The organism is Candidatus Seongchinamella marina, from assembly GCF_026262685.1.
GTDB classification, from domain to species: Bacteria; Pseudomonadota; Gammaproteobacteria; order Pseudomonadales; family Halieaceae; genus Halioglobus; species Halioglobus marinus.
The window spans coordinates 271,809-297,818 of sequence record NZ_SHNP01000001.1 but is presented as its reverse complement, the minus strand read 5'-3'; the positions used below and the strand labels follow the sequence as shown (position 1 = coordinate 297,818).

Sequence of the window (26,010 nt, the reverse complement as noted above, 5' to 3'; positions counted from 1 at the left end):
CCCTAGCGCAGCTTTAACGTCGCCAGCCCGAACAGGACCAACATCACAGTAATAATCCAAAAGCGCACAATGACCCGCGGCTCGGGCCAACCCTTCAATTCATAGTGATGATGAATTGGCGCCATACGAAATATGCGTTTACCAGTGAGCTTGAACGAGGCCACCTGCAGGATCACCGAAACAGTTTCCAGCACAAAGATGCCGCCCATAATGAAAAAGACAATTTCGTGACGGGTGATCACCGCTACCGTTCCCAGTGCCGCACCCAACGCCAGGGCGCCTACATCACCCATAAAGACCTGGGCGGGGTAAGTGTTAAACCAGAGGAAGCCGAGGCCTGCGCCGGCAATAGCGCCGCAGAACACCGCCAGCTCGCCACTGCCTGCTACGTAGGGGATTTGCAGGTAACGAGCAAAGTCGACGTGACCGGTAAGGTAGGCAATGATACCCAGCGCGCCACCCACCATGACGGTCGGCAGAATCGCAAGACCATCCAGCCCGTCGGTGAGATTTACCGCATTACTTGAACCGACAATCACAAAGTAAGCCAGCACTACGAACAACGGCCCCATCGTCAGCGAAAAGTCTTTCAAAAATGGAACGTAGAGTTCCGTGGTCACTGGCGTGTCAAACGCCAGGTAAAGGTAAAGGGCAGCTGCCAGGCCTGCTATTGACTGCCAGAGGTATTTCCAACGAGCGGGCAAGCCTCTGGAGTCCTTTTCCACGACTTTGCGATAATCATCTACCCATCCAACTGCGCCGAAGACGCCAGTGACAAGCAATACAACCCATACATACGGATTACTCAAGTCAGCCCAAAGCAGCGTCGCAATCGCGATAGCGACCAGGATCAGCGCGCCGCCCATGGTCGGTGTACCCGCTTTACTTAAATGACTTTGCGGACCGTCATCGCGCACCGCCTGCCCAACCTGGTGATAGCTCAGCTTGCGAATCATGGTGGGACCCACCAGGAGGGAAATCGCAAGTGCCGTACCTGCAGCGAGGATGCCGCGCAGGGTCAGGTACTGGAAAACAGTAAATGCATTTTGATACTGGGCCAGGTATTCCGCTAGCAACAACAACATCGTCAGCTCTCCCGTTCCGTTTGATCGGGGACCAAGGCTTGCAATACCCTTTCCATGCGCGCACCACGGGAACCTTTAATCAAGACAGTGTCGCCCTGTGAAAACGACGCCGAGGCGGCCACGACCGCTTGATAACAGTGTTCAAACCAGCGACCACGCTCACCGAATGCATCCACGGCAACTTTGAGCTCAGCACCCACACCCCAGAATTGAGCCAGGCCTGCTTCCCGTGCATGGACGCCAAGCTGCCGATGCAGCTCAATGCTATTTTCGCCCAGCTCCAGCATTGCGCCCATGACCAGTGTCCCCTGGCCTTCACTCGCAGCCAGCGTATCGATGGCGGCTAGCGCCGAACCCGGATTAGCGTTGTAGCAATCGTCTATCACCAGCGCTCCTGATGCGGCAACCTGCACTGACAGCCGACCTGCTACCGGTGCAACCGACTCAAGGCCGGCCGCGATTTCAGCCAGAGCCAACTCACAGGCAAGGCCTACGGCGATGGCAGCCAGAGCGTTAGCTATGTTGTGCTCGCCTGGAAGCCGTAGGGAAACGTCAACACTCCCCTTTGGCGTGACCGCCACAAATGAACTACCCGCAATGCCGTGAGACTCAATTTGTGTGGCCACGACTGCGGCATCACCGTTCAACGAAAAATCGAGAATCGTTGCCGCTCCGGCTCGCGCCTTCCAGTCTTCTGCCCAGGGCTGGTCAGCATTAACTACTGCAACATCGCCAGCAGCAAGAGCATCGAAAATTTCTCCCTTTGTTCGGGCAATGGTTTCCAAACTGCCGAAGCTCTCCATGTGCGCAGGCATTGCGTTGAGCAATACCGCAACAGAAGGCCGACCAAGCTCACACAGCCAACTGATATCGCCCTGACGCGCCGCGCCCATTTCAACCACAGCAAACTCATGCTCCTGGCTCAGGCGTAACAAAGTGAGTGGCACACCCACTTCGTTATTGAAATTTCCGTTGGTGGCCAGCGTAGCGCCGCGCTGGGAAAGCACGCCATTGATAAGATTTTTGGCAGTGGTTTTACCGGAGCTTCCGGTGATTGCAACTAATGGACCGGTGTACAAGTCGCGATTGAAAGCGCCTAAACGGCCCAGCGCTGTCTGGGTGTCCCCTACGCACAGCTGTGGCAAAGCGGACGAACTGGAACAACTCACCAGCGCTGCTACCGCACCGTTTTCTGCAACCGCTTCAACATAGTCGTTGCCATCAAAGTTTTCGCCGACCAAAGCCACAAACAAACCGTTCTTCGCAATCTGACGACTATCGGTAAAGACATTGGTAAAGCAAACATCCTCTCCGGTAATGCGCCCCTGGAGAGGTTCCTGCAATTCAGAAAGGCGCATAGGGCGCATCATTTACCCGCCCTCACTGCCAACGCTGCAAGGGCCTGCTCCTCGTCACTAAAATGAAGATACTCGCCATCTACCACCTGGTAATCTTCATGTCCCTTGCCGGCTATTACCACGCAGTCACCAGCGCCCGCCTCGTTGACGGCGCGTTGAATTGCAGTGGAACGGTCTACCTCCAACAGATACTGGCCACTGCAGCCCACCTCAATGTCGGCTAGAATCGCCGCAGGGTCTTCACCACGCGGGTTGTCACTGGTCACCAACACCTTATCGGCAATCGCACAGGCGACTCGGCCCATTACCTGGCGCTTCTCACGATCTCTGTCGCCACCACACCCAAACACCACTACCAATTGACCGTCGACATGGCGCCTTAGCGCGGTGAGCACCTGCTCCAAGGCATCTGGGGTGTGGGCGTAATCAATAATGACTTGCAGTCCCAGCGTATTAGGCAGGGACTGCATACGACCCGGCACAGAACGCAGACGAGATACATTTTTGAGAACTTCGGCCAGCGGTTCGCCTGCCAGAGTAACGGCGCTCACTGCCGCTGCGAGATTAGCCAGATTGAAATCGCCAGGCAGCGGACTCACAAACTCACCTGTTCCCCAAGGCGTGCGCAACACACCTGTCACCCGGCCGGCACTAAAATCCGCCTGCTCAACGAATACATCTGCTTGCGGATTGGACACTGAGTAGGTGATGAGCTGAACACCCGGTTCGACAACATCGCAAACCCGGGCGCCAAACTCATCGTCCAGATTCACCAGGGCATGCTTCAGGCCCTCGTTCGCAAACAACGCTAATTTTGCGCGGCCATAAGCTTCCATGCTGCCGTGATAGTCCAGGTGATCATGAGACAAGTTGGTAAAGACAGCGGTCTCAAAACCCACCCCGTTCACCCGACCCTGCACCATGGCATGCGAGGAAACTTCCATGCTCGCCGCATAGACACCCTGGTCACGCCAGTCTGCTAACTGCTGCTGTAAAGACACCGCATCAGGAGTCGTGTTGCCGCCTTGCGCCACATCTTCACCCAGGCTCGCACCCAGCGTACCAATCACTCCACAGGATTTACCCTGCAAACGAATCAACTGGGCCACCAGACGACTGGTGGTGGTTTTACCGTTAGTGCCGGTCACGCCTATCATGTGCAGGCTCACACTTGGCTCTTTATGAAAACGAGATGCAATGAAACCGGACTCCTGCTGCAGTTCTGGCATCTCCACCAGAGGAACTTGAAGCGCTTCGACAAAGCCGGCCACCGGTGGCTCGGCGACAATGGCGACGGCACCACTGGCCACCGCTTGCTCGATAAATTGGCGGCCATCGTGTATCTCACCCGGTACCGCCAGGAACAAATCCCCGATCTTCACCCGGCGACTGTCCAACTGCACACCGCTGATCATGGTTTCGGCAGACGGGCACGACGGCATATCAAGAACACCTGCCAGCGACAGAGATGTCATCAGGCTGCACCTCCCAGCTGTGAGCGATTCACTGCAAGCTCCTGGGGAAACTCAGAGGGCGTGACACCCAGTAAACGCAAAGCGCCACGGGTCACTGCGGAGAACACGGGCGCTGCTACCGCACCGCCACCATAATTTTCTCCCTGCGGGTCATTGATCACCACTACCGTGACCACACGCGGGTCATTGACCGGCGCAAGACCGGCAAACAAAGCCACGTGAGAATCCTCGATATAACCGCCTGGGCCTACCTTGCGCACGGTGCCGGTCTTGCCTCCGACCTGAAAGCCGCCGACCCTGGCCTTGCGCGCCGTGCCATGCTCTCCGGTTACCGCATGCAACACACCTAGCACCTGCTCGGCAACATCTTCGGAAATAACACGCTCGGCAGGAGGTAACTCGCCATCATCCAGCGCTAACAAAGAAACGGGGCGCTGCAGTCCACCTGCGGCGAAAACTGTGTAAGCCCGCGCCAACTGCAAAGGCGTCGTGGTAATACCGTAACCAAAAGCGAGGGAAATTTTTTCCGTGGAGTACCAGCGTGGACGACTGGGCAGCACGCCGCTGCTTTCACCGGGGAAGCCGGTGCCCATGGGTTCGCCAATCCCAAAGCGTTGGAATACTTCCCATATTGGCTCATGACCCAGCTCAACCGCCATTTTGGTCACGCCTACCTGGCTGGATTTTTCAATCACGCGGGACAGCGTAACCTCGCCGTAATTGCGAGGATCTTTATAGGTTTTCGGACCGACCCTGATCCAGCCGGGGGCGGTGTCGATCATGGTAGTAGTGGTGTACCGTCCGCTTTCCAGCGCCGCCACCAGCGTCATGGTCTTCATGGTTGAACCCGGTTCGTACGTATCAGTAATCGCCCGGTTGCGCATATTGGCCGCTTTCATATTCTTGCGACTATTGGGGTTGTATACCGGATAGTTGACCATGGCGAGAATTTCACCGGTTTGTGCATCCAGGGTGACGACACTGCCGGATTCGGCATTTGCTGCGGTGACAGCCTTGCGTAACTCGCGGTGCTGCAACTGCTGAAGCCGCAGGTCAATACTGAGGCGCAAATCCTTGCCCGGGCTGGCGGGCTTTACCACGCCGATATCCCTGACCATTTTGCCCCGCAGATCCTTGATGTATCTCTTTTTACCGGGCGCGCCTTGAAGCCACTCGTCATAGGCAAGCTCAACGCCGGCAATACCCTCGTCATCGACGTTGGTGAATCCCACCAACTGCGCAGCCACTTCTCCGGCCGGATAAAAACGACGGTACTCACGCTCGCCATAAACGCCGGGAAAACGCTTGCCGAGAATCTCCCGAGCCTCGTGAGGCACACGATGCCGCTGCAGGTACATGAAGCGCTTGCCTTCATAGCGCACCAACTTGGCCTTGAGCTCATCCAGCTCCATACCCAGTGACTGCGCTAACTCAGGCACCCTCTCACTATTGGCCAATCGACTCGGATCCGCCCAGATGGAGACGACGGGCGTACTTACAGCAAGAGGCTCTCCCCGTCTGTCGGTAATCACACCACGATAGGCGGGGATTTCTGCACTACGCAGGGACCGTGCTTCACCCTGGTTTTGCAAAAACGCATAGCCCCGCTCGGTCTCCAGGATCTGCAGAGAAAGCACACGACCGATTAGCAGTGAGAGCATCGAGAGCAGCAGACCCACGACAAGATAAAGGCGCCAGAGCGCTGTTTTCTTCGGTTGCGTCTTTCTGGACACAGCCTTCATCGCCGCACCACCTTGTAGTGCGCCAGGTCCGGCTCCGCCATACCCAATTCAGTGCGGGCCACCTTTTCTACCCGGTAGTGTGATGCCCAGGTGCTTTCTTCCAGTAATAAACGCCCATAGTCTTCCTGTAGATGCCACTGCCGGGATTCCAACACCTGCAATTGAGTGTAAAGCTCGCGCGTTGCATGGGTGGAATGAATCACCGCAAAACAAGACAACAGCACCAGCAGCAACGCGGCAACATTCAGCCACAGTAGCGCGCGACCTTGCGCGGGATCGCCAGCACCAATCGCGGCCGTGACCATCGTTTTTCCTGCGACCCTGGCAGTCATGCGATTTTCTCCGCCACTCGCATGACCGCACTGCGAGAACGCACGTTTTCATCCACTTCTGCATCAGAAGCCTTGGTCGCCTTGCCCACCAGCTTCATCCGGCGGTTAAGCGCCGCATCTGTGACGGGCACACCCGCAGGCAGCTGCTCTCCTCGAGCCATATCGCGCATATAGCGCTTCACCATGCGATCTTCCAACGAGTGAAAACTGATAACTACCAGGCGACCGCCGACTTTCAACATATCCAGGGAACAAGCCAACAGATCACCCAGATCCTCCAGCTCACGATTGACCTTGATGCGAATTGCCTGAAAGGCACGGGTGGCGGGATGCTTGTGCCTCTCCCAGCGAGGATTGGCTTCGCTCACTACTTTAGCCAGCTGTGCAGTTGTGGTCAGTGGCTCAACTTCGCGCGCCTTCACGATGGCAGCAGCGATACGCTTGGCAAAACGCTCCTCGCCATACTCCTTAAGCACCTCAGCGATTGCGGTCGTGTCGGCGTAGGACAGCCATTGCGCAGCCGTTTCCCCAGAGGAGATATCCATGCGCATATCCAGTGGACCATCACTCATAAAACTAAAGCCCCGATCTGCCTCATCCAACTGCGGACTGGAGACACCCAAATCGAGCAAAATGCCATCGAACGCGTCAATATCCATCAGTTGCAACTGCTGCGGGAGATCGGCAAAGGAACCATGGTAAAAACTAAAGCGACTGTCAGCGGACGAAAGCTGGGCCGCGCATTCACAGGCAACAGGGTCTTTGTCCACACCAAGAAGATGGCCGTTGTCATCAAGCTGATCCAGAAGAAAACGACTGTGACCGCCGCGACCAAAGGTACCATCGACATAAGCACCACTGGGCGCCGTTACCAGAGCTTCAACTGCCTCTCGTAGTAATACTGTCTGGTGCATGTTGGCCACCTACAGCTTGAGAGAGAGAAGTTCGTCGGGCAGCACAGCGTCGGGACCAGAGTCCTCCAGCGCTTGTTCCTGCTCGGCCATCCAAAGGGCTTCAGACCAGATCTCAAGCTTATTGCCCTGCCCTACCAGAACCAGCCTTTTATCCAGCTGCGCGTATTCGCGCTGTGATTGAGGCAACAACATTCTGCCGCTGCTATCTAATTCAATATCCGTGGCATACCCCAGCACCAGGCGCTGAAAGCGCTTGACCGAGGGATTCAGGGCGGGCAACCCCTGGATATCTTTCTCAATGCGCTCCCACTCGGGCAGGGGATACACCGCGAGGCATTTGGACTGGGTATCTATGGTGACAACAATCTGGCCATCACACCGGGACAGCAATGGCTCACGCTGGCGTGCTGGCATAGCCAGCCGCCCTTTCGCGTCCATATTTATGTGCTGTACACCACGAAACACGTTAGATTCCCCCACTCACCTGTCTTCATCTTCCACAAAAAGACAGTTTTACCCACTTATATCCACTTTTCGACACTATAGGCGCACAACAGCAGATCGTCAACAAGGACAAGTAGGAAAAAACGCAATAAATTCAGGCCGTTACGAGACTTTTTTGCAGGAAAAGCCGAACTGAATTGAGGCAAATAGCTCACCAAAACAGCCCTCTAAGACCAAGTTCTAAGGTTTTACTTTAAGTTACATGCCGATTTTTTATTTAAAACCGATCTCTATAGTCCAAAACGGCATAAAAAAGCCCCTCAACCGTAAGGTTGAGGGGCCTGATAGGGTGAGTCAGTCGATAAGCCGGGTTCTGTCGTGGACGACCATTCATCTGCGACAGCTGTCACCAGCTGCCTGAAGCGACCTACCCGAATCCACCGTGGGCCACGGCTATAGGATTCCTATTTGGTCTTGCTCCGGGTGGGGTTTACCATCGCCGCGCCTGTTGCCAGCCGCGCGGTGCGCTCTTACCGCACCATTTCACCCTTACCTTTTTGGTCTTGAAAACAAGAACCGCAAAGGCGGTTTACTTTCTGCTGCACTTTCCGTGGGCTCGCACCCCCCAGGCGTTACCTGGCACCCTGCCCTATGGAGCCCGGACTTTCCTCCCCCCGGTAAATACCGGAAAGCGATCGTCTGACCGACTCGGCGGCAAGACTAACAGCACTGGCGAAGTGACTCAATCGCCTTTTACCGACAGCAAATAATTATAGAGATCCTTTTTTTTCAGCCCGGTGCAGTCCGCTACAATCGCCGATGCCTTTTTAGCCGGCAACTCTTGCGCCAGCCTTCGCAATAACCGCTGTGTCGCTTCATCCAGCTCGACCTCGCCACGAGGCTTGCCCGCGACCACCAGCACAATTTCACCCTTCTGCTGATTCGCATCGTTTGCCACAAAAGTGAGCAACTGCTCAAGAGTGCCTCTGCGCACAGTTTCGAATGTTTTGGTAATTTCGCGCGCCAGGACCACCTCTCTATCGGGCCCAAACACCTCGGACATGGCAGCGAGAGTCGCAACGATGCGGTGAGGGGCTTCATAGAACACCAGGGTAGCGTGCTCGCTTTGCAGATCCTGCAACTGGTTGGCTCGAGTGCCCGCCTTGGCGGGCAGGAAACCTTCAAAACGAAAGCTGTCGGTCGGCAGACCACAGACGCTCAGAGCCGCAATCACTGCACTGGGTCCGGGCACAGGGCGCACCGCATACCCCATGGACTGCATATCGCGAACCAATCTGTAGCCGGGGTCTGATATCAGTGGAGTTCCCGCATCCGAGATCAGGGCGACGCTCCCTCCCTGGGCCAGCGTACTTTCAATTCGCTGTTGGGCTCGCTGGTCACTGTGGTCGTGATAAGCCATTAATGGGTTATCGATACTGTAGTGCTGCAACAGGCGTTGACTGTGTCTGGTGTCCTCAGCGGCGATAAGATCAACCCCGGATAAAACCTCGACGGCGCGAGAGCTCATGTCTCCCAGATTGCCAATGGGCGTGGCCACAATATACAGCCCGGTCTCCACGTTTTCCCCTTATACTGTGCATCTCACCCCGATGGTGAATCACACCTTATTGAGCGACGCAGCATAGCATGACAGTAAAACAATCCCAGTTTCTTCACCCGGCCGCCCTGGCATTAATAGCCCTGCTGCTTCAGGGCTGCGGTTCTGTGCCGCCACAAGACAAGAGTGCCGGCACCTCCACCACTCAAAGCACATTTAAGAATCAGACTAGCGAAACAAATGTGCAGCTGCCGCCGTCGCAATTCCACCCACAATTTGCTGAGGCTGATGAGGCACTGCGACAGCTGGACTGGATGACCGCCTCCACCGTTTTAGCGTTACTGGACGAGGAAGCGCTCACCCGCAACGACAGGGATTATCGGGATTACCTGCTGGCGAGAATAGACTACGTGCGCGGGGATCAGGTTCAGGCCAGTACCAGACTAAAAGCGCTGGACCGCCCCGAGGTCGCCCTCGGTATTGCCTATCGATCATACAATTTTCAGCGGCACTTGCTGAGCCTGCAAAGAGCGTACTTGGATAGCGCGCGCCTGGGTGTCCGCATTATGGAAATTGCACCGGCAAAGGACCTGCCCGGACTCAAGCGCAGCCTATGGCACGACCTGCAGCGCAGCCCGGAAAGCGAGATTGCACAGGCCAGGTCAAGCGCTGCAGATCCAACCTGGCTAGGCTGGCTGGAACTGGCAAACATCGCCAATGACAATGCAACGACGCTCCGCACTGCCCTGCCGCGCTGGCAGATCAATTACCCTGGCCACCCTGCTGCTTCGCCGCTTCCTGGCGGCCTTGAATACATGCTGGAGCCGGCAGTGACGCCACAACAGGTTGCGCTGGTGCTTCCGCTGAGCGGCCGTCTCGCACCAGCAGGTAAAGCCATTCGCGACGGTTATCTGGCGCACTATTTCACGGCCAGAAACAAGGGCGATGCCCCAACAGAAATAAAGGTGATTGACTCAGACCTGTATGGTTCTGCGACCGAGGCCTACACGGTCGCCGTTCAGCAGGGTGCGCAGCTAGTGGTTGGCCCCTTGAGTAAAGCCTCAGTCGCTGAGCTGGCGAAACAAACCAATCGAGTTGTACCAACCATTGCCCTGAACCGCATTGATCAGCCGGTCGCAACAAGCGCTACCGCTCTGGTACAGCTATCGCTGGCGCCAGCAGACGAAGCCAGACAACTGGCCCGCCTGGCATTTGGCGACGGTGGCCGCCGCGCATTGGTCCTCCGCCCGGCGGGTCGCTGGGGCGACGAAATGGAATCGGCCCTGGACGAGCAGTGGCGGGCATTGGGAGGCACCACCACTCAGGTGATCAGTTACACCGGTAAGGACGACTATTCCAGTAGCGTCAAAAGTGGCCTGGGCATCGAAGCAAGTGAGCAACGGCGTCGCAAACTACGCGACATGCTGGCCATCAACCTGGAGTTTACACCCAGGCGACGAGCAGACCTCGACACTGTCTTTATGTTGAGTCGCACACCAGAAGAGGCACGCGCAATCAAGCCGCTACTGGCCTTCCACTACGCCGGTGCGTTGCCGGTTTACGCAAGCTCCAGTGCGTATGGTGCACGAGATGACAGTCGCAACCAGGATTTGAACGGCACCACCATTGTCGAGCTGCCCTGGTTACTGGGCTCTAACCCAGCGCTGCAACAATCCCTTGTTGGCGCCAACAGCGATTACTACACCCGACTCAATGCCCTGGGCGCAGACGCCTATTTACTGCAATCACGTCTGGTACAACTGCAAGCGGGACCAGATGCACTCATTCGCGGAGATACTGGCTTGTTGACGATGAACTCACAGCTGCAAATAGTGCGCGAACTGCCGCCGGCCAGATTTGATGGCGACCGTCTCAAGTCACTGTAGTTACACTGTCCCTTGAGCACAGTTAATGCCGGGGATCAGCATGAAGCAGTTAGGCGATGAGTACGAACGACGCGCCGCACACTTCCTGTCACTGCAAGGCGTTGAGGTCCTCATTTGCAATTATCGCTGCCACTGCGGTGAGATCGACTTGATCGCCAGGCACCATGATTACCTGGTCTTTATTGAGGTTAGGGCGCGCCGAAACCCGCGCTTCGCAACAGCAGCGGCCTCGGTGGACTATCGCAAACAACAGCGATTGCTGCGCACTGCCCAGTTTTTCCTGCAACGCCACACAAAACTTGCAAATCTGCCCTGTAGATTTGACGTGATCACCTTTGAGCCGCGACAATCCACAACGAACGATAGCCCGCAGTGGATACGCGGGGCCTTTACCAACTGAATCAGCCAGGGGCATCAGTGGACTACTATCAGATCATTGCCGAGCGTTTTCAAGACACCATTGAATCTATTGCCATGTCGGTGGATCAACTGGCGGCTCCCATCGCCCAGAGCAGTGAACTCATCACTCAAGTGCTACTGCAGGATGGCAAAATTTTTTGCTGCGGCAATGGGCCAGACGCAGCGCTATGCCAGTTATTCTGCCATTGCCTGCTCAGTGGCCTTGAGCATGAGCGCCCCGCCCTACCGGCATTCAACCTCAGCGCTGACAGCGCCATCTTGTCCGGCACCACCGGCAGCGACGACCGGGCACAGCTTTATGCTCGTCAAATTCGCGCACTCGGCCAGGAAAACGACCTGTTACTCCTCATCGACAGCGGCCCGGGATCATCGGACCTGCCGATAGCATTAGAGGCAGCAAGGGAGAGAGGCATGTTAACGGTGGCGCTTATAACCAGCGAAAACAGCGACCTGGCCTCTTTGCTCAACGCCGGTGACCCATGCATGCAGATCCAGGCACCTTCCCGTTCAAAGCATATCGAACTGCACACGATGGCTTTGCAAAGCCTGTATCAACTTATTGAATTAAGCCTTTTTGGCGACTACAACCAGGAAACATAAATCATGACTCAACGCCTACTACTCGCACTGTTCAGCATTGGCTTACTCAGTCTCGGTGGCTGCGGCAGCATGCTTGCCACGATGGAAGCGGAGCCCATTGAAGAAGAGGAGGGAGAGAGAACAATGGGCCGCTGGCTGGAGGATGAAAGTATTGAAACCAAGGCTATGGTCAATGTTCGCGCCGCCAACGACGCCTTTGATAAGGCCCACCTGGTCATCGTCAGCTATAACGGCTATGTGCTCATTGCGGGCCAGGTCTCCACCCAGGCACTGAAAGATCAAGCCACCGGCGTTGTAAAGGAAGTGCGAGGAGTGAGGCGCATCTACAACGAACTGGAGGTCGCTGCTCCCAGTTCGGGCATGACACGCACCTCAGACACCTGGATTACCAGCAAGGTAAAATCCTTCATGCTGGCCAGTGGAGACATTCAGGGAAACCGGGTCAAAGTAGTCACCGAGAATGGCGTCGTCTATCTGATGGGGCTAGCCACCCGGACCGAAGCAGAACGCATTGCGGCCGAGGCAGCCGACACTTCCGGGGTGCAACGAGTGGTAAAATTATTTGAATTACTGGACTGAAATAGCACCAGCCCTGACCACGCTCAACCCTGGGCTTCGATAATTCTCCGCACTGGTGCATAGCTACGACGATGCACTGGTGTCACCCCCAGTGACTGTAATGCATGCAGATGAGCGGCGGTGGGATATCCCTTATGTGCCGCAAAACCATAGCCTGGATACTTCTGTTCCAGCGCAACCAGTTCGTTATCGCGCTGCACCTTCGCCAGTATCGAGGCGGCCGCAATAGCAGGCACCCTGTCATCGCCCTTTACCACAGGCTCTGATGGATAGGACCACTGAGGCAGTCGGTTACCGTCGACCAGCACGTATCCTGGCTGGGGTGTTAGTGCCTCCACCGCCCGCTTCATCGCCAGCAGCGACGCCTGAAGAATATTCAGCTCATCGATCTCAGCGACAGACGCCCTGGCAATAGACCAGGCAATCGCTTTTTCACGAATTATTATTGCCAGCTCCTCGCGCCGCGATTCACTGAGTTTTTTGGAATCACGCAGGCCTTCGACAGGATTTGAAGGATCGAGAATAACGGCGGCGGTGACAACATCACCCGCCAGCGGCCCCCGCCCCACCTCGTCAACCCCGGCGATATCTATGCCCTTGTAACTCACCTGAAACAGATCATCCATCGACCCGGTTTCCTTCATGAAGCTGCAATAAGGCATTTGCGCTTTTGGCCGCGTAGCCCTGCTTCAGTTGCGCATGAATACGGTCAAAAGCCTGCAGTTGGTTCGCTATCGCCTCATCAGCCAGTAACGGTTCAATCGCTGCCGCCATGGCCTCAGGGACCGCCGCATTCTGCAGCAATTCGGGAACGACTGAACGTCCAGCTAATACGTTAGGTAATGCCGCGAAGCTGATTTTCACCAGCCGCGTCACCAGCCACCAGGAAAAAGCCGCCATGCGATAAGTCACTACCATCGGTCGCTTGGTCAACGCGGCCTCCAAGGTGGCCGTGCCAGATGCCAGGAGAACGGCATCAGCGGCGGCCATCGTCTCTCTCGAGTGTCCGCAAACCAGCGTGACAGGAAGGTCCGGCTGTTGTGCCAAGAGGGCCTTTAATTCGACTTCTCGTGCAGTGTTGGCCGCAGGCATAACGAAACGCAACTGCGGGTTCTGCTGCCAAAGCAGCCGCGCGGCAGCCAAAAAAGCGGGCGCCAAACGACTCACCTCTCCACTGCGACTACCGGGTAACATGGCCAGCAGCTTATTATCAGTTGCCAACCCCAGGGCCTGACGCGCAGCCAGGGCGTCCACACGATTGGGCAACTCGTCCGCCAGAGGATGTCCAACGAACCGAACGGGGACCTGATGGTCCTGATACACCTGGGTCTCAAACGGAAACAGGCAAAGCATGAGATCTACCGACTGCTTGATCTTCTTGACTCGGCCCTGACGCCAGGCCCAAACCGAGGGGCTCACTAAATGAGCAGTCTTGATTCCCTGCTCACGAAGCTTGCGCTCCAGCCGTAAGTTAAAGTCGGGAGAATCTATACCCAGAAAAATGTCGGGTGGGTTGTCACGAAAATGCTCGAACACGGCCCGGCGAATATGCAATAGCTCGGGAAGTCGCTTAAGCGGCTCGACAAAGCCCATGACCGAGAGGCGATCCATGGGGAACATACTGGTGAGGCCCTGTGCTTCCATCAACGGACCGCCGATACCTTCCACGATCAATTCATCGCACTGTGCCCGCAGTTCCTTAAGGACTCTGGATCCAAGGATATCACCGGAGGCTTCTCCGGCCAGTACGCCAATACGCAAAGTGCCTCCCGGGATTTAGCGAACGATGCCTCGCTCCGAGGAGCGCACGGAATCGATTAACACCTGAATCTCTGGTGTTTCCCGCAGCATAGTTTCGAGGCGTTGTAGCGCCAGTTCGAGGGTCAGGCCCTGTCGATAGAGAATTTTGAAAGCTCGACGTAATTGACTGATCGCTTCAGCAGAAAAACCTCGGCGACGCAGGCCCTCAATATTAATGGTCTTGGCCTCGGCTGGCGAACCGCTAACCGTGACGTAGGCAGGCACGTCTTTACCAATGGCTGTGCCCATACCACTGAAACTATGTGCTCCGATCTTGCAGAACTGATGCACCAGGGTATAGCCGCTGAGGATTGCCCAGTCACCGATGCGCACGTGCCCTGCCAGGGCAGTATTATTCACCAGAATCGTATTATTGCCTAAAATTGAGTCATGGCCGATATGCACATAGGCCATCAGTAAATTTTCATTGCCTATGGTGGTCTCAGACCGATCCTGCACGGTACCCCGGTGAATCGTCACGCTCTCGCGAATAACATTGTTGTCACCGATTACCAGCTTGGTCGGTTCATCACGATATTTAAGATCGGGAGTAGCCTCGCCAATACTGGAAAATTGATAAATGTGATTACCTGCCCCTATAACAGTAGGGCCACGAATCACTACATGAGGTTCAATGATCGTGCCGGGACCTATTTCGACATTAGCCCCCACCAAAGACCAGGGCCCAACGCTAACATCGTCGGCTAGGCGAGCACCCGGTTCGATAATGGCGGTTTCGTGAATCATCGATCAGCGCAGAGAATCGTCGCAGAGGCTGCCAGTTCTCCATCCACATCTGCACTGACAGCAAACTTCCAAATACCACGACGGTCAGAAATGATAGAAGCCCGCAGCATTACCCTGTCACCAGGCACACAAGGCCGCTTAAAACGCAGTTTGTCGGCGCCAACAAAATAGTAAATTGAGCCATCTGCCGGGGTCTTGTTCATGGTCTTGAAACCGAGAATGCCGGCCGCCTGAGCCATGGCCTCAACCAGCAAAACGCCGGGAAAAACTGGCTGACCGGGGAAGTGCCCGTCAAAAAAAGGTTCGTTAATTGTCAGGTTCTTGTAGGCAACGATGGATTCACCAAGATTGAGCTCCACCACCCTATCCACCAGAAGAAAAGGATAGCGGTGCGGCAGATGCTGCCGAATTTGTTCTATATCCATCATCAGGAGATGTTTCCTTGTTCTAGGGCGCGCTTCCTTTCTCAATGGCCGCCAGACGCTTGTGCATGCCGTCCAGCTGTGAAAAACGCACCGCATTCTTGCGCCACTCTCTATTGGGTGACGCAGGGACACCGGAAGAGTAGACGCCTGGCTCGGTAATAGACCGCGTCACCATGCTCATACCGGTAATATGGACGCCGTCGCAGATTTCAATATGACCCGATAAGGCAACAGCGCCTGCCACGGTGCAGTTAGCGCCTATGATCGTGCTTCCTGCCATACCGGTGCAACCAGCGATCGCGGTATTTTTTCCGATGCGACAGTTGTGCGCAATGTGCACCTGGTTATCAATGATGACACCGTCTTCAATGACCGTATGCTCCAGCGCACCGCGGTCAATGGTGGTTCCGGCACCAATCTCGACATCATCCCCAATTCGCAGCCCTCCCAATTGATGGATCTTTTCCCAACCTTCTGGCCCCGGTGCGAAACCAAAACCATCTGAGCCCAACACCGCAGTGCTGTGTACGATGCAACGCGCACCCAGCCAAACATCGTGATAAACGATGACACCGGGATTCAGGCAGGTATTAGCCCCGATCCGACTGCCTGCGCCGACATAGGCATTTGCACCAATGACAACTCCTTCCCCAATAACTGCGCCAGCTTCCACCACCGCGTTGGCGGCTATCCTGACGCTGTCGGCGACTTCAGCCTCAGCAGAAACCACTGCGGCTGGATGCACGCCCACTGCAGTCCGGGAAGACCGATCAAATAACGAGGTCATTCTTGCGAAAGCAAGATAGGGATCCTCGGTGACGAGGGTATCAACAGGGCATTGATCGGCGAAATCGGGGTGGATAAGCACTGCTGCCGCAGCGGTATCGGCTAATTGCTCAAGATATTTTCTGCTGGCAATAAAGCTGACCTGATCGGGCCCGGCTCCGCCTAGAGTGGCCAAACCCGATACGGAGCGCTGGGCGTCACCTGACAAGGTCAGATTAAATCGTTGCGCCAACTCCCCGAGAGTCATCACGACAATATTACTGAGTCGGCAGCTGATTCAGCTTATCAGTGACTTTGGCCGTTATACTGTATCCGGCATCAGCGTGAATGACAGAAGACTGCTGAAGTAGAAGACCAATACCCTCGGTAGTGATCAGATCACGCAAGACTTCCTGCACTTTGGGTGACAACTCTTGCAGCAGGGCCTGACCTGCGCCTTGTTCCGCCTGTTGCAGTTTGCCGGTAACGTGCTCCAGGTCTGACTGCTTGTTGGCGAGCTTCTGCCGCGCAGCGAGCTGCTGCTCCTGGCTCATTACTGCCGCATCTTTCTGGAATTTTTTCACCAGCTCATCAAATTCTTTCTTCAACTTATCGAACTCGGCCTTATCTGCCTGGTAATCGTCCTGGCCACGAACTTCGTTGAGGCGCTGTTGAGCGGCGTCTGTTTGCAGAATGGCTTCCTGCAGGTTGACTACTGCAATCTTGCCTTGTGCCATTGCCACGGCGGGCACGGTAAGCGCCAATGCGACAATACTAACTTTCAAAAATTTAAACACGTTTATCTCCATGGTTTAGATATTAAAATCAGAATCCACGACCCAGAGTGAACTGGAAGGCTTCTTCCTCGTCCTCAGGGCCTGCGTTGAGTGGTTTGGCAAGACTGAATGTCATCGGGCCAAATCCGGTTATCCAGGTAACACCGACACCCACTGAGTAGCGCAGCTCGTCCGCATCAACATCGAAGCAATTGACCTGGCTGGGGGCACACTTGGTATTAAACACGTTGCCTACATCCACAAAGAATGCGGAGCGCAGTTTGCTCCGGTCCTTGATAAACGGCAGCGGGAACAACAATTCTGCACTGCCTTCAACTAACACGTTGCCGCCAAAGGGGTCGGGGTCGTCTCGCAGGGTTTCCACCAGCAGCTTCCCGTCATTACCGACGTAGCCAAATTGCTGTCCGTTCGGCCCACCTATCTCGGTGGGGTTGCCTTCATCATCAATCCCGGTCACTGGCTGACGAGCGGTATACAACTCAGCCGGTGTCGACCTTGGACCAAGGGTATTGCTTTCGAAACCTCGCACCGAGCCGAAGCCTCCAGCAAAGAAGTGCTCGTAGAAAGGCAGTTCTGTAGTGTCTCCATATCCATCACCATAACCGAGCTCGCCCCGCAGGCGCGCGGTCCAAGACCCTCTGATAGGAATATAAATTTCACCGCGGTAGATCAGTTTGTAAAACTCAAGATCCGAACCGGGCATAGAAACCTCAAATGACACTGAGTTCGAGGTACCGCGGGTCGCCATCCTTCCCCGGTTCAGGGTGGACTGGCTCCAACTGGAGGTAACAGTCCAGTTGAGATAGTTATCTCCGTTTTCATCCAAAAAGCCCAGTTCTTCGGGGATGGTGAGGTAGTCAAACGGGATGTCTGCAATCGGCATGACCTCCTCGACATCGGCGAACGTCCCGTCCTGCAGCTGGGTGCTGTCGAACCAATAATCGACGCTTTCTTCCAAACGCGGACTGGCCTTAATTTCTTGCACTGCGTATCGGCCAGCGGTAATTTCAGTATCAGAAATACCAAAGCTGAAGCCCAGACGCTGGGTTTCCTTAATCGGGTAGCCAAAGTTTAGTGCTGCCCCATAAGTATCAGTGGTATAGCTGGCAACGTTCACTTCTGACAGGTCTGTAGAGCGATAGAACAGGTTAAAGCCGCGGCTGACGCCATCCTCTGTGAAGTAGGGATTGGTGTAGTTGAAGCTGTAAATGTCCTGGTACTTGGACGAATTCAGGTTAATACCGACCCGCTTGCCGGTTCCCATGAAGTTGTCCTCCTGCAGATTCAGTCCGAGAATCAACCCCGCATCCTGGGCATAACCAAAGCTGGCACCAATACTGCCGGATGACTGCTCTTCCACCTCAAACTCCACGTCAATAAGATCGTCATGTCCTGCAACCTGCGGGGTCTCCACGGTGGCACGGCTGAAGAAACCCAGGCGCTCAAGCCGCACCCGCGATTGCTCAATCTTGGAGGCAGAAGCAGGTGAACTTTCCATCTGCCGCATTTCCCGGCGCAGCACATCATCGGCAGTTCTCATGTTTCCCTTAAAGCTGATGCGACGCACATAAGTGCGCTTACCGGGGTCAACGAAGAACTTCATCGAAACTACATTGTTACCCTCTTCAACCTCCGGTATTCCAGTCACCTTGGCGAAGTTGTAGCCTTCATTGCCCAACCGTCGCGTCATGTACTCCTCAGTGGAAGTTACCAACTGCTGGGAGAAAGTCTGACCCTCTGCAACCAACAGGAAGCGCCGCAAGTCCTGCTCTGGCAACACCAGGTCGCCCGATAAATCGACCTTTCCCACGGTGAACTTGTCACCTTCGCTGACATTGGCAGTGATATACACCTCTTCCTTATTGGGAGACACCGACACCTGGGTTGAGTCAATTCGGAACTGAAGGTAGCCCCTGTCCATGTAATAGGAAGTCAGGGTTTCCAGGTCACCGGTGAGTTTTTCTTTGGAATACTTATCGTCATTAGTAAAGAACGAAAGCCACCCAGTGGTCTTCAACTCGAAAATATCGTCAAGATCTTCGTCGACAAATATCTCGTTACCAACCACATTGATATGCTTAATTGCGGCCACGGTGCCTTCGTCGACATCGATATTAATCGCCACCCGGTTGCGCGGTTCAGGAAGCACTTCGGTATCAATGGAAGCGTCGTAACGACCCTGCTGCACATACTGGCGTTGCAGTTCCATTTGCATACCTTCCAGCGTGGAACGCTGGAACACTTGTCCGACGGCAAGGCCAGAGCCCTTGAGGCCATCCAGCAGGGCTTCGGTTTCAATGGCCTTGTTACCATCGATATTAATTTCGCTGATACTGGGGCGCTCTGCCACCACGACTACCAGCACATTGGCGTCGCGGCCAATACGAATATCGTCGAAGTTACCGGTGGCAAACAGGCTTCGGGCGGACGCTCGAATAGCGTACTCATCGACCATATCGCCAACACCGACGGGTAGCGATGCGAAAACGCTACCGGCGGAAATACGCTGCAGCCCCTCCACCCGGATATCGGAGATGAGGAATGTCTCGGCAGAGGCAACGGGGACCGAAAAAATCAGTACCAGCGCCAGGTATTGGGTCAGTCTTTTTATCAAAATTCACTCAATCAACGGGTTACGCCTGCGAGGCTATTATCGTGTTTTTTCTTCGGCCAGAGTTACAGGCGCGTAAAATCGTTATATAAGGCCAGCATCATCATCCCCAGCACCAGAAATAGGCCTAGCTGATAACCCAGCGCCTGTATTTTCTCAGGTACTGGGCGTCCAGCCAATAGCTCTACCGTATAAAAAAGCAGGTGTCCGCCGTCCAGCACAGGGATAGGCAGTAAGTTTAACACTCCTAGACTGACACTAAGCAGAGCGAGGAAGCCTATATAGGACTCCAGGCCGGACTTGGCCGAGGCGGACGCCACTTTAGCAATGGTAATGGGGCCGCTCAAGTTTTTTGGCGATATCAGGCCCATGATCATCTTCTTAATAGAATTTACGGTGAAACCCATTAAATCCCAGGTGCGAACCACGGCGGCCCCAGCGGCTTCAATCGGGCCACGGTCGAAACTGCGAACCAGTTCCTGGGGCATCTCCGGAATCGCTACGCTGACCCCTACCCGACCAAAATCGACGCCATCCTCATCGGTTAGACGATCGGGCACAATTTCCCCGGTCAGCAAGCGTTCTCCGCGTTCGTATTCTAGAACTATCGCTTGTTCCGGCCTGGAGCGAACGTGTTTTACCCAGTCCATCCACTTTTCCATAGCAACGCCATCGGCGCTGAGAATTCGATCACCCGGCTGCAATCCCGTGCGCTGCGCCGGACCACCGTCAACAATGCTATCGACAACCGGTGGCACGTCCGGGGTGTACATAATAAGGCCCAGGCCGCCGAACAAGTCTGGTTGCTCCTGCTCTGAAAGCCAGCGATCAATCGCAGCTTCAGACTGGTAAACCATATCTGACCCAGAGTACTTGACCGTAAAATTGATGGTGCCGGTATCCCCTATCCGATCGAGCAAGGCAAAACTCAGGGCCTGCCAGGTGGGAGTATCGATATCGTCAACCGCTACTATTTCCTGTCCGGCTTCCAAACCGGCCACATCGGCAATTGACCCGATCTCTACATCACCAACAACCGGTGCATAGCCTGTTTCCCCTGCCATGAACAGGAACCAATAAGCGACAACCGCCAGTATAAGATTGGCCAGCGGACCGGCCACAACAACGGCGATACGCTGAAGCACAGGCTTGCGATTAAACGTCTGGTCCAGTAACTCCTCGGGAACTTCGCCCTCGCGCTCGTCAAGCATCTTCACGTAGCCGCCAAGAGGAATGGCCGCAACACTGTATTGGGTTCCCTGCTTATCTTTCCAACTGGCCAGAGCCGTACCAAAACCAATAGAGAAACGCAGTACCTTAACTCCGCACTTACGGGCCACCCAAAAGTGTCCGTATTCGTGCACCGCAACCAAAACGGCCAGTGTGCCAAGGGTGATAAAAATAGTGTAAAGCATGTCCATCAGGCCAGGTTCGCTTCCGGGGTGTGCCCGGTCATAGTTGCCAGAAGGTCACGTGCGACCTCTCTGGCTTCGTTGTCTGCATTTTCGACCACGTTCAAGGCCGTGGGTTCAACAATGCTCACTTTCTCCATTACACCCTCGATAATAGAGGGAATATCGGTAAATCGAAGTTGTTCATCCAGGAATGCTTGCACTGCTATTTCGTTAGCGGCATTGCAAACGGCCATGGCAGTGCCACCCGCGGCCACTGCCTCCCTGGCCAAACGTAGACAGGGAAAACGGGATTCATCAGGCGCCTCAAAATCTAGACGGGCGGCGGCAATCAGGTCAAGTGGCGCTACCCCGGAGACCAGCCGTTCAGGCCAAGCCAGTCCATAGGCGATGGGCGTGCGCATATCCGGATTGCCCAACTGCGCGAGCACAGAGCCGTCTAAATATTGCACCATAGAGTGAATAATGCTCTGTGGGTGAACAACGACGTCCACCAGATCCGGGGTCAGGTCAAAAATCCAGCAGGCCTCAATAAACTCCAGCCCCTTGTTCATCAGACTGGCTGAATCGACTGAAATTTTACGCCCCATAGACCAATTGGGGTGGGCACAGGCCTGGTCGGGAGTGGCGTTGTACATCTGTTCATAAGTCCAGCTGCGGAAAGGCCCACCAGAGGCAGTCAGCAACACCTTGCTGATTCCGTCGCGCATCGGGCGGGCCTGCTCATCCACTGGCATGCATTGAAAAATGGCGTTGTGTTCGCTATCGATGGGCAAAAGTCTGGCCCCGGACTCTCGTACCGCCTGCATCAGCAGGTGTCCGCCCATGACCAACGATTCCTTGTTGGCCAGCAACACGGTTTTACCCGCGTTCGCGGCAGCGAGCGTAGAAGGCAGGCCAGCTGCACCCACAATAGCCGCCATCACGCTATCGACCTCAGGAGCCGTCACCACTTGAGTAAGCCCAGCTTCTCCCTGTAAGACCTGAGTCTGGCTATCTGTGGGTAATTGATCACTCAGTAGCTGGGCAGCGGCTTCGTCCATCATCACCGCAAATTGAGGCTGGTGCTGCAAACATTGCGCCAGCATCGCCTCCACTGACCGGTTGGCGGCCAATGCGTAGACTGCAAAATCCCCCGGATGCCTGGCAATGACATCAAGCGTACTCACCCCAATCGATCCGGTGGACCCCAATACACTGACCTGGCGCAGAGAGGCTGTCACTTCACCACCCCGCCAGCAGCAGGCCGAGAGCGAACACAGGGGCGGCGCCACACAAACTATCGAGACGATCCAATACCCCACCGTGCCCGGGCAGCAGACTGCCGCTGTCCTTAGTGCCACTTTCGCGCTTAACCATGCTCACAGATAAGTCGCCCACCACCGAGGCCATGCTGGTCGCCAGCGCCACTGTCAGTGCGGTCAACAAACTGATATGTGCACCTTGAGCAGGCAGGAAATACCACACCAGGAGCGCGATAATAGCCACCGCCAATTCACCGCCCCAAAAACCTTCCCAGGTCTTGGCCGGGCTGACTTCCGGCGCCAATTTGTGTTTACCCAAGGCCTTGCCGGCAAAGTAAGCACCAATGTCTGCCGCCGCCACAATAAGTACCATCAACACCATCAGCATGCCGCCCATGGGGTAACTCAGCAGATAAACGGCCGCCGTCCAGGCAGGGGCCAGGATCAACAGCCCCATCAGGCTGCGCATGAACCGATTACTCCACATCATTGCGCTGCCCGGGTAGCTCTTTACCCACAGCAGCGCGAAAGACCACCACAGACAAGCCAGGCCCAACACAGGTTGTACTAATTCTCGGGAAGGTTCTGCCAGCAACTGGCAGTGAATCCCCAGGGCGACCAGCGTTGCCGCCAGCACAAAGACAAACAGAGCCCGGGCAAGGCCAGACTCCCAACCCGCCATGCGAGACCACTCCCAGCCCCCTGCCAAAACCAGTAACCCGAGTACTACCGCCAGAGCGCTAACTGACAGGAACACAACTGCAGCCAGAAACAGCCCCACCATAACCAGGGCAGTGATGACCCGCTGTCTAAGCATCGAGTGAACCCCCTGCCGCTATACTGTCTGGATCACGCAATCCGAAACGACGCTCGCGACGACTGTAATCAGCCAGCGCCCGTGCAAACTCAAGCTCGCCGAAGTCAGGCCAAAGTGTATTGGTAAAATAAAGCTCACTGTAGGCAAATTGCCAGAGCATGAAATTGCTGATTCTGGCGTCACCGCCAGTGCGAATACAGAGATCTGGTCTGGGTAAATCTGCCACCGAGATGTGGCTATCGATTAATTCAGGGGTGATATCCTGAGGCACGAGCCGGCCGGCTTGCACCTCAAGAGCGAGTTTTTGCGCAGCCTGGGCAATGTCCCATTGACCACCATAATCAACCGCTATCACCAGCGTCGCCTCAGCATTGCCGGCGGTCAAGTGCTCGGACTGCTGCATCAAGCGCTGTAAACGCGCACTGAACCGGGTGCGCTCACCAATAAAACGCAAGCGGATGCCGTCCTTGTTTAACTCGCGCACCTCACTGCGCAGATAGCGTGAAAGCAAGGCCAGCAAAGCACGAACTTCGGGGAGTGGACGCCCCCAGTTTTCGCTGCTAAAAGCAAAGACTGTGAGCACTTCGACACCGTGGTGACGGCAGGCACGCAATATATTGCGCACGGCCTCAACCCCTGCGCGGTGGCCGGCAGGCCCAGGAACACCATTGCGTTTGGCCCAACGGTTATTGCCATCCATGATGATGGCAACATGGCGAGGAATTACCATCGGCCCTGCGTCAGACTCGTCTCTGGGGAAGGCGCCACTGGACATAAAGGTCAAAGTTCCAGGGTACTAGACCCTAGATCTCCATCAGGTCGGCTTCTTTAGCAGCCAACATCTTTTCAACCTGGGCAATGTAACTGTCAGTCACTTTTTGAATTCCATCATGACCACGGCGTTCATCGTCCTCGCTTATTTCTTTATCTTTTTCCAATTCCTTGAGCATCGCATTGGCATCCCGACGAGCGTTGCGCACAGATACGCGTGCAGACTCAGCCTCATGGCGAGCCTGACGGATATAACCCTTGCGCGTTTCCTCGGTCAGCATGGGCATAGGAATTCTAATGACTTCACCCGCTGTTGCCGGATTCAGTCCGAGATCGGATTTCATGATCGCTTTTTCGATCGCCGGGATCATGGTTTTGTCCCAGGCAGTCAGTGACAGCGTGCGAGCGTCTTCCACATTCACGTTCGCCATCTGGTTCAATGGCGTTTCAGCGCCATAGTACTCTACGCGCAGACCATCAAGCAGACTGGGGTGAGCCCGCCCCGTGCGGATTTTATTGAAGTTGTGACTCAGAGCATCGAGGCTCTTGGACATGCGTTCGTCGGCTTCTTTTTTTACATCGTCAATCATTATTCAGTTTCCTTTATAGGCTCGACTATCCCTCGATCAGAGTGCCGTCTTGGCCGCCACGAACAATGTTCAGCAGCGCGCCCTGTTTCTCCATTTGAAAAACTCTCACCGGCATCTCGTGATCCCGGCACAGCAAAATTGCAGTAAGATCCATGACCTCAAGCTTTTTATCCAACACCTCATCATAGGTGAGGCGATCGTATTTAATCGCATCTTTTACTTTCATCGGATCAGCGGAGTAAACCCCATCTACCTTGGTCGCTTTCAACACTAACTCAGCATCCACCTCTATACCGCGAAGACAAGCCGATGAATCAGTCGTAAAGAACGGGTTTCCAGTGCCGGCGGCAAAAATAACCACATCACCATTGCCCAGGGCACGAATCGCCTTGCGTCTGTCGTAATGATCGACCACGCCACTCATAGGGATGGAGGACATCACTTGTGTCGATATATTAGAGCGCTCCAGGGCGTCTCGCAGAGCTAGCGCATTCATCACCGTGGCCAGCATCCCCATATGGTCACCGGTGACGCGATCAAGGCCAGCGCTTTGCAGTGCAGCGCCGCGAAATAGATTCCCGCCGCCCACAACCAAGCCAACCTGAACACCGATACCCACCAGTTGCCCTATTTCCAGGGCCATCTGGTCCAAAACCTTGGGGTCGATGCCGAAATTTTCGCTACCCGTCAGCGCTTCACCACTGAGCTTTAGCAGAATGCGCTTATACTTCTTATCACCCGATATCTGCGCCATAAAATACCTCTCTTAAGATGGGGCAGTATCTTACAGGACAACGGCTCCCTGCCACAGTGTGAATTTGGGGAAATAAACAGGCCAGATGCCTTTTATCGACAATAAAAAGCCCGCCCTGGACAGGGCGGGCTTGGGTAGCAGCTTAGTGTCTAAATAAACGCCAGCAGTGCCCAAATTACCGCAGTCAGGCCGACACTACAGTGAATGACACCCTTCACACTGGTCATTGGACCAGTCTTGCCAAACAGTGCATTGGCTTCCAGGGCCAGAATCAGTGCTACACAGGCTCCGAGTCCGGCAGCACTGGCGTCAATCGGCAGGTGCTTGGAGGCAAGCATACCGAAAAGCATGGGACCAGAAAGCAAGGTATTGGTGCGAGACGCCAAACCAGCCTTAGCTGCAGCTGATGGGCCATCGCCTTCCTTAAGGCCGATAACAATCTGTTGCTTGGGCCAGATGATGAGCCAAACATTGAGGAACATCAGGGTACCTGCAAGTGCTCCCATCCATATCGCTGGCATACCCATGATGTTGACGGTGGCACCGACCTGGTGCAGCAGGACAAGTCCCGTCAGGAAGGTAAACATCGCACCCCACCTGAACCACCACAGCGCGCGCGGAGCGAGCTTTTTAACGGCATCGGCCTTGGCGTCTGCTTCGGCTTCTTTGAAGTACTCTGTTTGCACAAAGTTAAAATAGTAGAGCAAACCTATCCAGGTAATACCGAACAGGACGTGTGCCCAACGAAAAATAAATTCCAAAACAATACTGCTCATAACCCTAACCCCTTTTCATTTTTTTTGTGTTACCTGCCCTATTATACACTTTGCTCAAGAGCGTGAAACGTCGTCTTACCCGCCCATGAAAAACGCCTCATTTGATCG

Annotated in this window: 26 protein-coding genes and 1 other RNA gene; 4 read left to right on the top strand and 23 right to left on the bottom strand. The window is 55.1% G+C overall.

Annotated elements, in window-relative coordinates; translation table 11 throughout:
- Positions 1-2: 2 nt before the first annotated feature.
- The 9 genes from mraY to rsmI form a co-directional block, all read right to left on the bottom strand.
- The gene (mraY, locus tag EYC87_RS01200) at positions 3-1,085 is read right to left on the bottom strand and encodes a phospho-N-acetylmuramoyl-pentapeptide-transferase (RefSeq protein ID WP_007227227.1); all 1,083 of its coding nucleotides are present in this window, start codon (positions 1,083-1,085) and stop codon (positions 3-5) included.
- A 2-nt stretch (positions 1,086-1,087) separates the two neighbouring features.
- Complete coding sequence (locus tag EYC87_RS01195; RefSeq protein WP_279251244.1) at positions 1,088-2,455, bottom strand: UDP-N-acetylmuramoyl-tripeptide--D-alanyl-D-alanine ligase; 1,368 nt, start codon at positions 2,453-2,455, stop codon at positions 1,088-1,090.
- The gene (locus tag EYC87_RS01190; protein WP_279251243.1) at positions 2,452-3,918 is read right to left on the bottom strand and encodes a UDP-N-acetylmuramoyl-L-alanyl-D-glutamate--2,6-diaminopimelate ligase; all 1,467 of its coding nucleotides are present in this window, start codon (positions 3,916-3,918) and stop codon (positions 2,452-2,454) included. Before EYC87_RS01190 ends, EYC87_RS01195 begins: the two co-directional genes overlap by 4 nt.
- On the bottom strand, positions 3,918-5,660 hold the full coding sequence (locus tag EYC87_RS01185; RefSeq protein WP_279251242.1) for a peptidoglycan D,D-transpeptidase FtsI family protein: 1,743 nt from the start codon (positions 5,658-5,660) through the stop codon (positions 3,918-3,920). The genes EYC87_RS01190 and EYC87_RS01185 overlap by 1 nt, the downstream gene beginning before the upstream one ends.
- The gene (ftsL, locus tag EYC87_RS01180; RefSeq protein ID WP_007227142.1) at positions 5,657-5,992 is read right to left on the bottom strand and encodes a cell division protein FtsL; all 336 of its coding nucleotides are present in this window, start codon (positions 5,990-5,992) and stop codon (positions 5,657-5,659) included. Before ftsL ends, EYC87_RS01185 begins: the two co-directional genes overlap by 4 nt.
- Positions 5,989-6,906: a 16S rRNA (cytosine(1402)-N(4))-methyltransferase RsmH gene (gene rsmH, locus EYC87_RS01175; protein WP_279251241.1), complete on the bottom strand. Its 918-nt coding sequence runs from the start codon at positions 6,904-6,906 to the stop codon at positions 5,989-5,991. The genes ftsL and rsmH overlap by 4 nt, the downstream gene beginning before the upstream one ends.
- A 9-nt stretch (positions 6,907-6,915) precedes the next feature.
- Positions 6,916-7,371, bottom strand: a complete 456-nt coding sequence (mraZ, locus tag EYC87_RS01170; protein WP_040539635.1) for a division/cell wall cluster transcriptional repressor MraZ — start codon at positions 7,369-7,371, stop codon at positions 6,916-6,918.
- Between the two features lie 325 nt (positions 7,372-7,696).
- Positions 7,697-8,061, bottom strand: an RNA gene (gene rnpB, locus EYC87_RS01165) — RNase P RNA component class A.
- Between the two features lie 31 nt (positions 8,062-8,092).
- On the bottom strand, positions 8,093-8,929 hold the full coding sequence (gene rsmI, locus EYC87_RS01160) for a 16S rRNA (cytidine(1402)-2'-O)-methyltransferase (protein WP_279251240.1): 837 nt from the start codon (positions 8,927-8,929) through the stop codon (positions 8,093-8,095).
- A 68-nt stretch (positions 8,930-8,997) separates the two neighbouring features.
- On the opposite strand from rsmI, the gene EYC87_RS01155 reads away from it, so the two are divergent.
- From EYC87_RS01155 to EYC87_RS01140, 4 genes are read left to right on the top strand one after another with little or no spacing between them, the layout of a single operon-like run.
- Positions 8,998-10,794 carry a penicillin-binding protein activator gene (locus EYC87_RS01155; RefSeq protein ID WP_279251239.1) on the top strand — a complete coding sequence of 599 codons (1,797 nt, stop codon included), beginning with the start codon at positions 8,998-9,000 and terminating at the stop codon, positions 10,792-10,794.
- A 40-nt stretch (positions 10,795-10,834) separates the two neighbouring features.
- The gene (locus EYC87_RS01150; protein ID WP_279251238.1) at positions 10,835-11,194 is read left to right on the top strand and encodes a YraN family protein; all 360 of its coding nucleotides are present in this window, start codon (positions 10,835-10,837) and stop codon (positions 11,192-11,194) included.
- A 17-nt stretch (positions 11,195-11,211) separates the two neighbouring features.
- On the top strand, positions 11,212-11,814 hold the full coding sequence (locus tag EYC87_RS01145) for a D-sedoheptulose-7-phosphate isomerase (RefSeq protein ID WP_279251237.1): 603 nt from the start codon (positions 11,212-11,214) through the stop codon (positions 11,812-11,814).
- A 3-nt stretch (positions 11,815-11,817) separates the two neighbouring features.
- Entirely contained in the window at positions 11,818-12,393 is a 576-nt protein-coding gene (locus EYC87_RS01140; protein ID WP_007227319.1) for a BON domain-containing protein, read from the top strand.
- A gap of 23 nt (positions 12,394-12,416) precedes the next feature.
- Here the strand turns inward: EYC87_RS01140 and rnhB are convergent, their stop codons facing one another.
- The 14 genes from rnhB to EYC87_RS01070 form a co-directional block, all read right to left on the bottom strand.
- The gene (rnhB, locus tag EYC87_RS01135; RefSeq protein WP_007227594.1) at positions 12,417-13,019 is read right to left on the bottom strand and encodes a ribonuclease HII; all 603 of its coding nucleotides are present in this window, start codon (positions 13,017-13,019) and stop codon (positions 12,417-12,419) included.
- On the bottom strand, positions 13,012-14,154 hold the full coding sequence (lpxB, locus tag EYC87_RS01130; protein ID WP_279251236.1) for a lipid-A-disaccharide synthase: 1,143 nt from the start codon (positions 14,152-14,154) through the stop codon (positions 13,012-13,014). The genes rnhB and lpxB overlap by 8 nt, the downstream gene beginning before the upstream one ends.
- A 15-nt stretch (positions 14,155-14,169) precedes the next feature.
- On the bottom strand, positions 14,170-14,940 hold the full coding sequence (gene lpxA, locus EYC87_RS01125) for an acyl-ACP--UDP-N-acetylglucosamine O-acyltransferase (protein ID WP_007227174.1): 771 nt from the start codon (positions 14,938-14,940) through the stop codon (positions 14,170-14,172).
- On the bottom strand, positions 14,937-15,368 hold the full coding sequence (fabZ, locus tag EYC87_RS01120; RefSeq protein ID WP_007227490.1) for a 3-hydroxyacyl-ACP dehydratase FabZ: 432 nt from the start codon (positions 15,366-15,368) through the stop codon (positions 14,937-14,939). Before fabZ ends, lpxA begins: the two co-directional genes overlap by 4 nt.
- Positions 15,369-15,387: 19 nt before the next feature.
- The gene (lpxD, locus tag EYC87_RS01115) at positions 15,388-16,398 is read right to left on the bottom strand and encodes a UDP-3-O-(3-hydroxymyristoyl)glucosamine N-acyltransferase (protein WP_279251889.1); all 1,011 of its coding nucleotides are present in this window, start codon (positions 16,396-16,398) and stop codon (positions 15,388-15,390) included.
- A 10-nt stretch (positions 16,399-16,408) separates the two neighbouring features.
- Complete coding sequence (locus tag EYC87_RS01110; RefSeq protein WP_279251235.1) at positions 16,409-16,927, bottom strand: OmpH/Skp family outer membrane protein; 519 nt, start codon at positions 16,925-16,927, stop codon at positions 16,409-16,411.
- Between the two features lie 28 nt (positions 16,928-16,955).
- Entirely contained in the window at positions 16,956-19,541 is a 2,586-nt protein-coding gene (gene bamA / locus EYC87_RS01105) for an outer membrane protein assembly factor BamA (protein WP_423243957.1), read from the bottom strand.
- Between the two features lie 62 nt (positions 19,542-19,603).
- The gene (gene rseP / locus EYC87_RS01100) at positions 19,604-20,959 is read right to left on the bottom strand and encodes an RIP metalloprotease RseP (protein ID WP_279251234.1); all 1,356 of its coding nucleotides are present in this window, start codon (positions 20,957-20,959) and stop codon (positions 19,604-19,606) included.
- Positions 20,959-22,173 (bottom strand): 1-deoxy-D-xylulose-5-phosphate reductoisomerase, encoded by a 1,215-nt coding sequence (gene ispC, locus EYC87_RS01095; RefSeq protein WP_279251233.1) that lies wholly within the window; start codon positions 22,171-22,173, stop codon positions 20,959-20,961. Before ispC ends, rseP begins: the two co-directional genes overlap by 1 nt.
- Position 22,174: 1 nt before the next feature.
- Complete coding sequence (locus EYC87_RS01090) at positions 22,175-23,011, bottom strand: phosphatidate cytidylyltransferase (protein ID WP_279251232.1); 837 nt, start codon at positions 23,009-23,011, stop codon at positions 22,175-22,177.
- Positions 23,004-23,786: a polyprenyl diphosphate synthase gene (gene uppS / locus EYC87_RS01085; RefSeq protein ID WP_279251231.1), complete on the bottom strand. Its 783-nt coding sequence runs from the start codon at positions 23,784-23,786 to the stop codon at positions 23,004-23,006. Before uppS ends, EYC87_RS01090 begins: the two co-directional genes overlap by 8 nt.
- A 28-nt stretch (positions 23,787-23,814) precedes the next feature.
- Complete coding sequence (gene frr, locus EYC87_RS01080; RefSeq protein WP_279251230.1) at positions 23,815-24,372, bottom strand: ribosome recycling factor; 558 nt, start codon at positions 24,370-24,372, stop codon at positions 23,815-23,817.
- Positions 24,373-24,397: 25 nt separating this feature from the next.
- Complete coding sequence (pyrH, locus tag EYC87_RS01075; RefSeq protein WP_279251229.1) at positions 24,398-25,126, bottom strand: UMP kinase; 729 nt, start codon at positions 25,124-25,126, stop codon at positions 24,398-24,400.
- Positions 25,127-25,275: 149 nt separating this feature from the next.
- On the bottom strand, positions 25,276-25,902 hold the full coding sequence (locus EYC87_RS01070; RefSeq protein ID WP_279251228.1) for a urate hydroxylase PuuD: 627 nt from the start codon (positions 25,900-25,902) through the stop codon (positions 25,276-25,278).
- Positions 25,903-26,010 lie beyond the last annotated feature (108 nt).

Bases quoted from the DNA above. Each gene is read 5' to 3' on its own strand.
- mraY (WP_007227227.1), bottom strand. From the start codon at position 1,085: ATGTTGTTGTTGCTAGCGGAATACCTGGCCCAGTATCAAAATGCATTT.
- EYC87_RS01195 (WP_279251244.1), bottom strand. From the start codon at position 2,455: ATGATGCGCCCTATGCGCCTTTCTGAATTGCAGGAACCTCTCCAGGGG.
- EYC87_RS01190 (WP_279251243.1), bottom strand. From the start codon at position 3,918: ATGACATCTCTGTCGCTGGCAGGTGTTCTTGATATGCCGTCGTGCCCG.
- EYC87_RS01185 (WP_279251242.1), bottom strand. From the start codon at position 5,660: ATGAAGGCTGTGTCCAGAAAGACGCAACCGAAGAAAACAGCGCTCTGG.
- ftsL (WP_007227142.1), bottom strand. From the start codon at position 5,992: ATGACTGCCAGGGTCGCAGGAAAAACGATGGTCACGGCCGCGATTGGT.
- rsmH (WP_279251241.1), bottom strand. From the start codon at position 6,906: ATGCACCAGACAGTATTACTACGAGAGGCAGTTGAAGCTCTGGTAACG.
- EYC87_RS01155 (WP_279251239.1), top strand. From the start codon at position 8,998: ATGACAGTAAAACAATCCCAGTTTCTTCACCCGGCCGCCCTGGCATTA.
- EYC87_RS01150 (WP_279251238.1), top strand. From the start codon at position 10,835: ATGAAGCAGTTAGGCGATGAGTACGAACGACGCGCCGCACACTTCCTG.
- EYC87_RS01140 (WP_007227319.1), top strand. From the start codon at position 11,818: ATGACTCAACGCCTACTACTCGCACTGTTCAGCATTGGCTTACTCAGT.
- rnhB (WP_007227594.1), bottom strand. From the start codon at position 13,019: ATGGATGATCTGTTTCAGGTGAGTTACAAGGGCATAGATATCGCCGGG.
- lpxA (WP_007227174.1), bottom strand. From the start codon at position 14,940: ATGATTCACGAAACCGCCATTATCGAACCGGGTGCTCGCCTAGCCGAC.
- fabZ (WP_007227490.1), bottom strand. From the start codon at position 15,368: ATGATGGATATAGAACAAATTCGGCAGCATCTGCCGCACCGCTATCCT.
- lpxD (WP_279251889.1), bottom strand. From the start codon at position 16,398: ATGACTCTCGGGGAGTTGGCGCAACGATTTAATCTGACCTTGTCAGGT.
- rseP (WP_279251234.1), bottom strand. From the start codon at position 20,959: ATGGACATGCTTTACACTATTTTTATCACCCTTGGCACACTGGCCGTT.
- EYC87_RS01090 (WP_279251232.1), bottom strand. From the start codon at position 23,011: ATGCTTAGACAGCGGGTCATCACTGCCCTGGTTATGGTGGGGCTGTTT.
- uppS (WP_279251231.1), bottom strand. From the start codon at position 23,786: ATGTCCAGTGGCGCCTTCCCCAGAGACGAGTCTGACGCAGGGCCGATG.
- frr (WP_279251230.1), bottom strand. From the start codon at position 24,372: ATGATTGACGATGTAAAAAAAGAAGCCGACGAACGCATGTCCAAGAGC.
- pyrH (WP_279251229.1), bottom strand. From the start codon at position 25,126: ATGGCGCAGATATCGGGTGATAAGAAGTATAAGCGCATTCTGCTAAAG.
- EYC87_RS01070 (WP_279251228.1), bottom strand. From the start codon at position 25,902: ATGAGCAGTATTGTTTTGGAATTTATTTTTCGTTGGGCACACGTCCTG.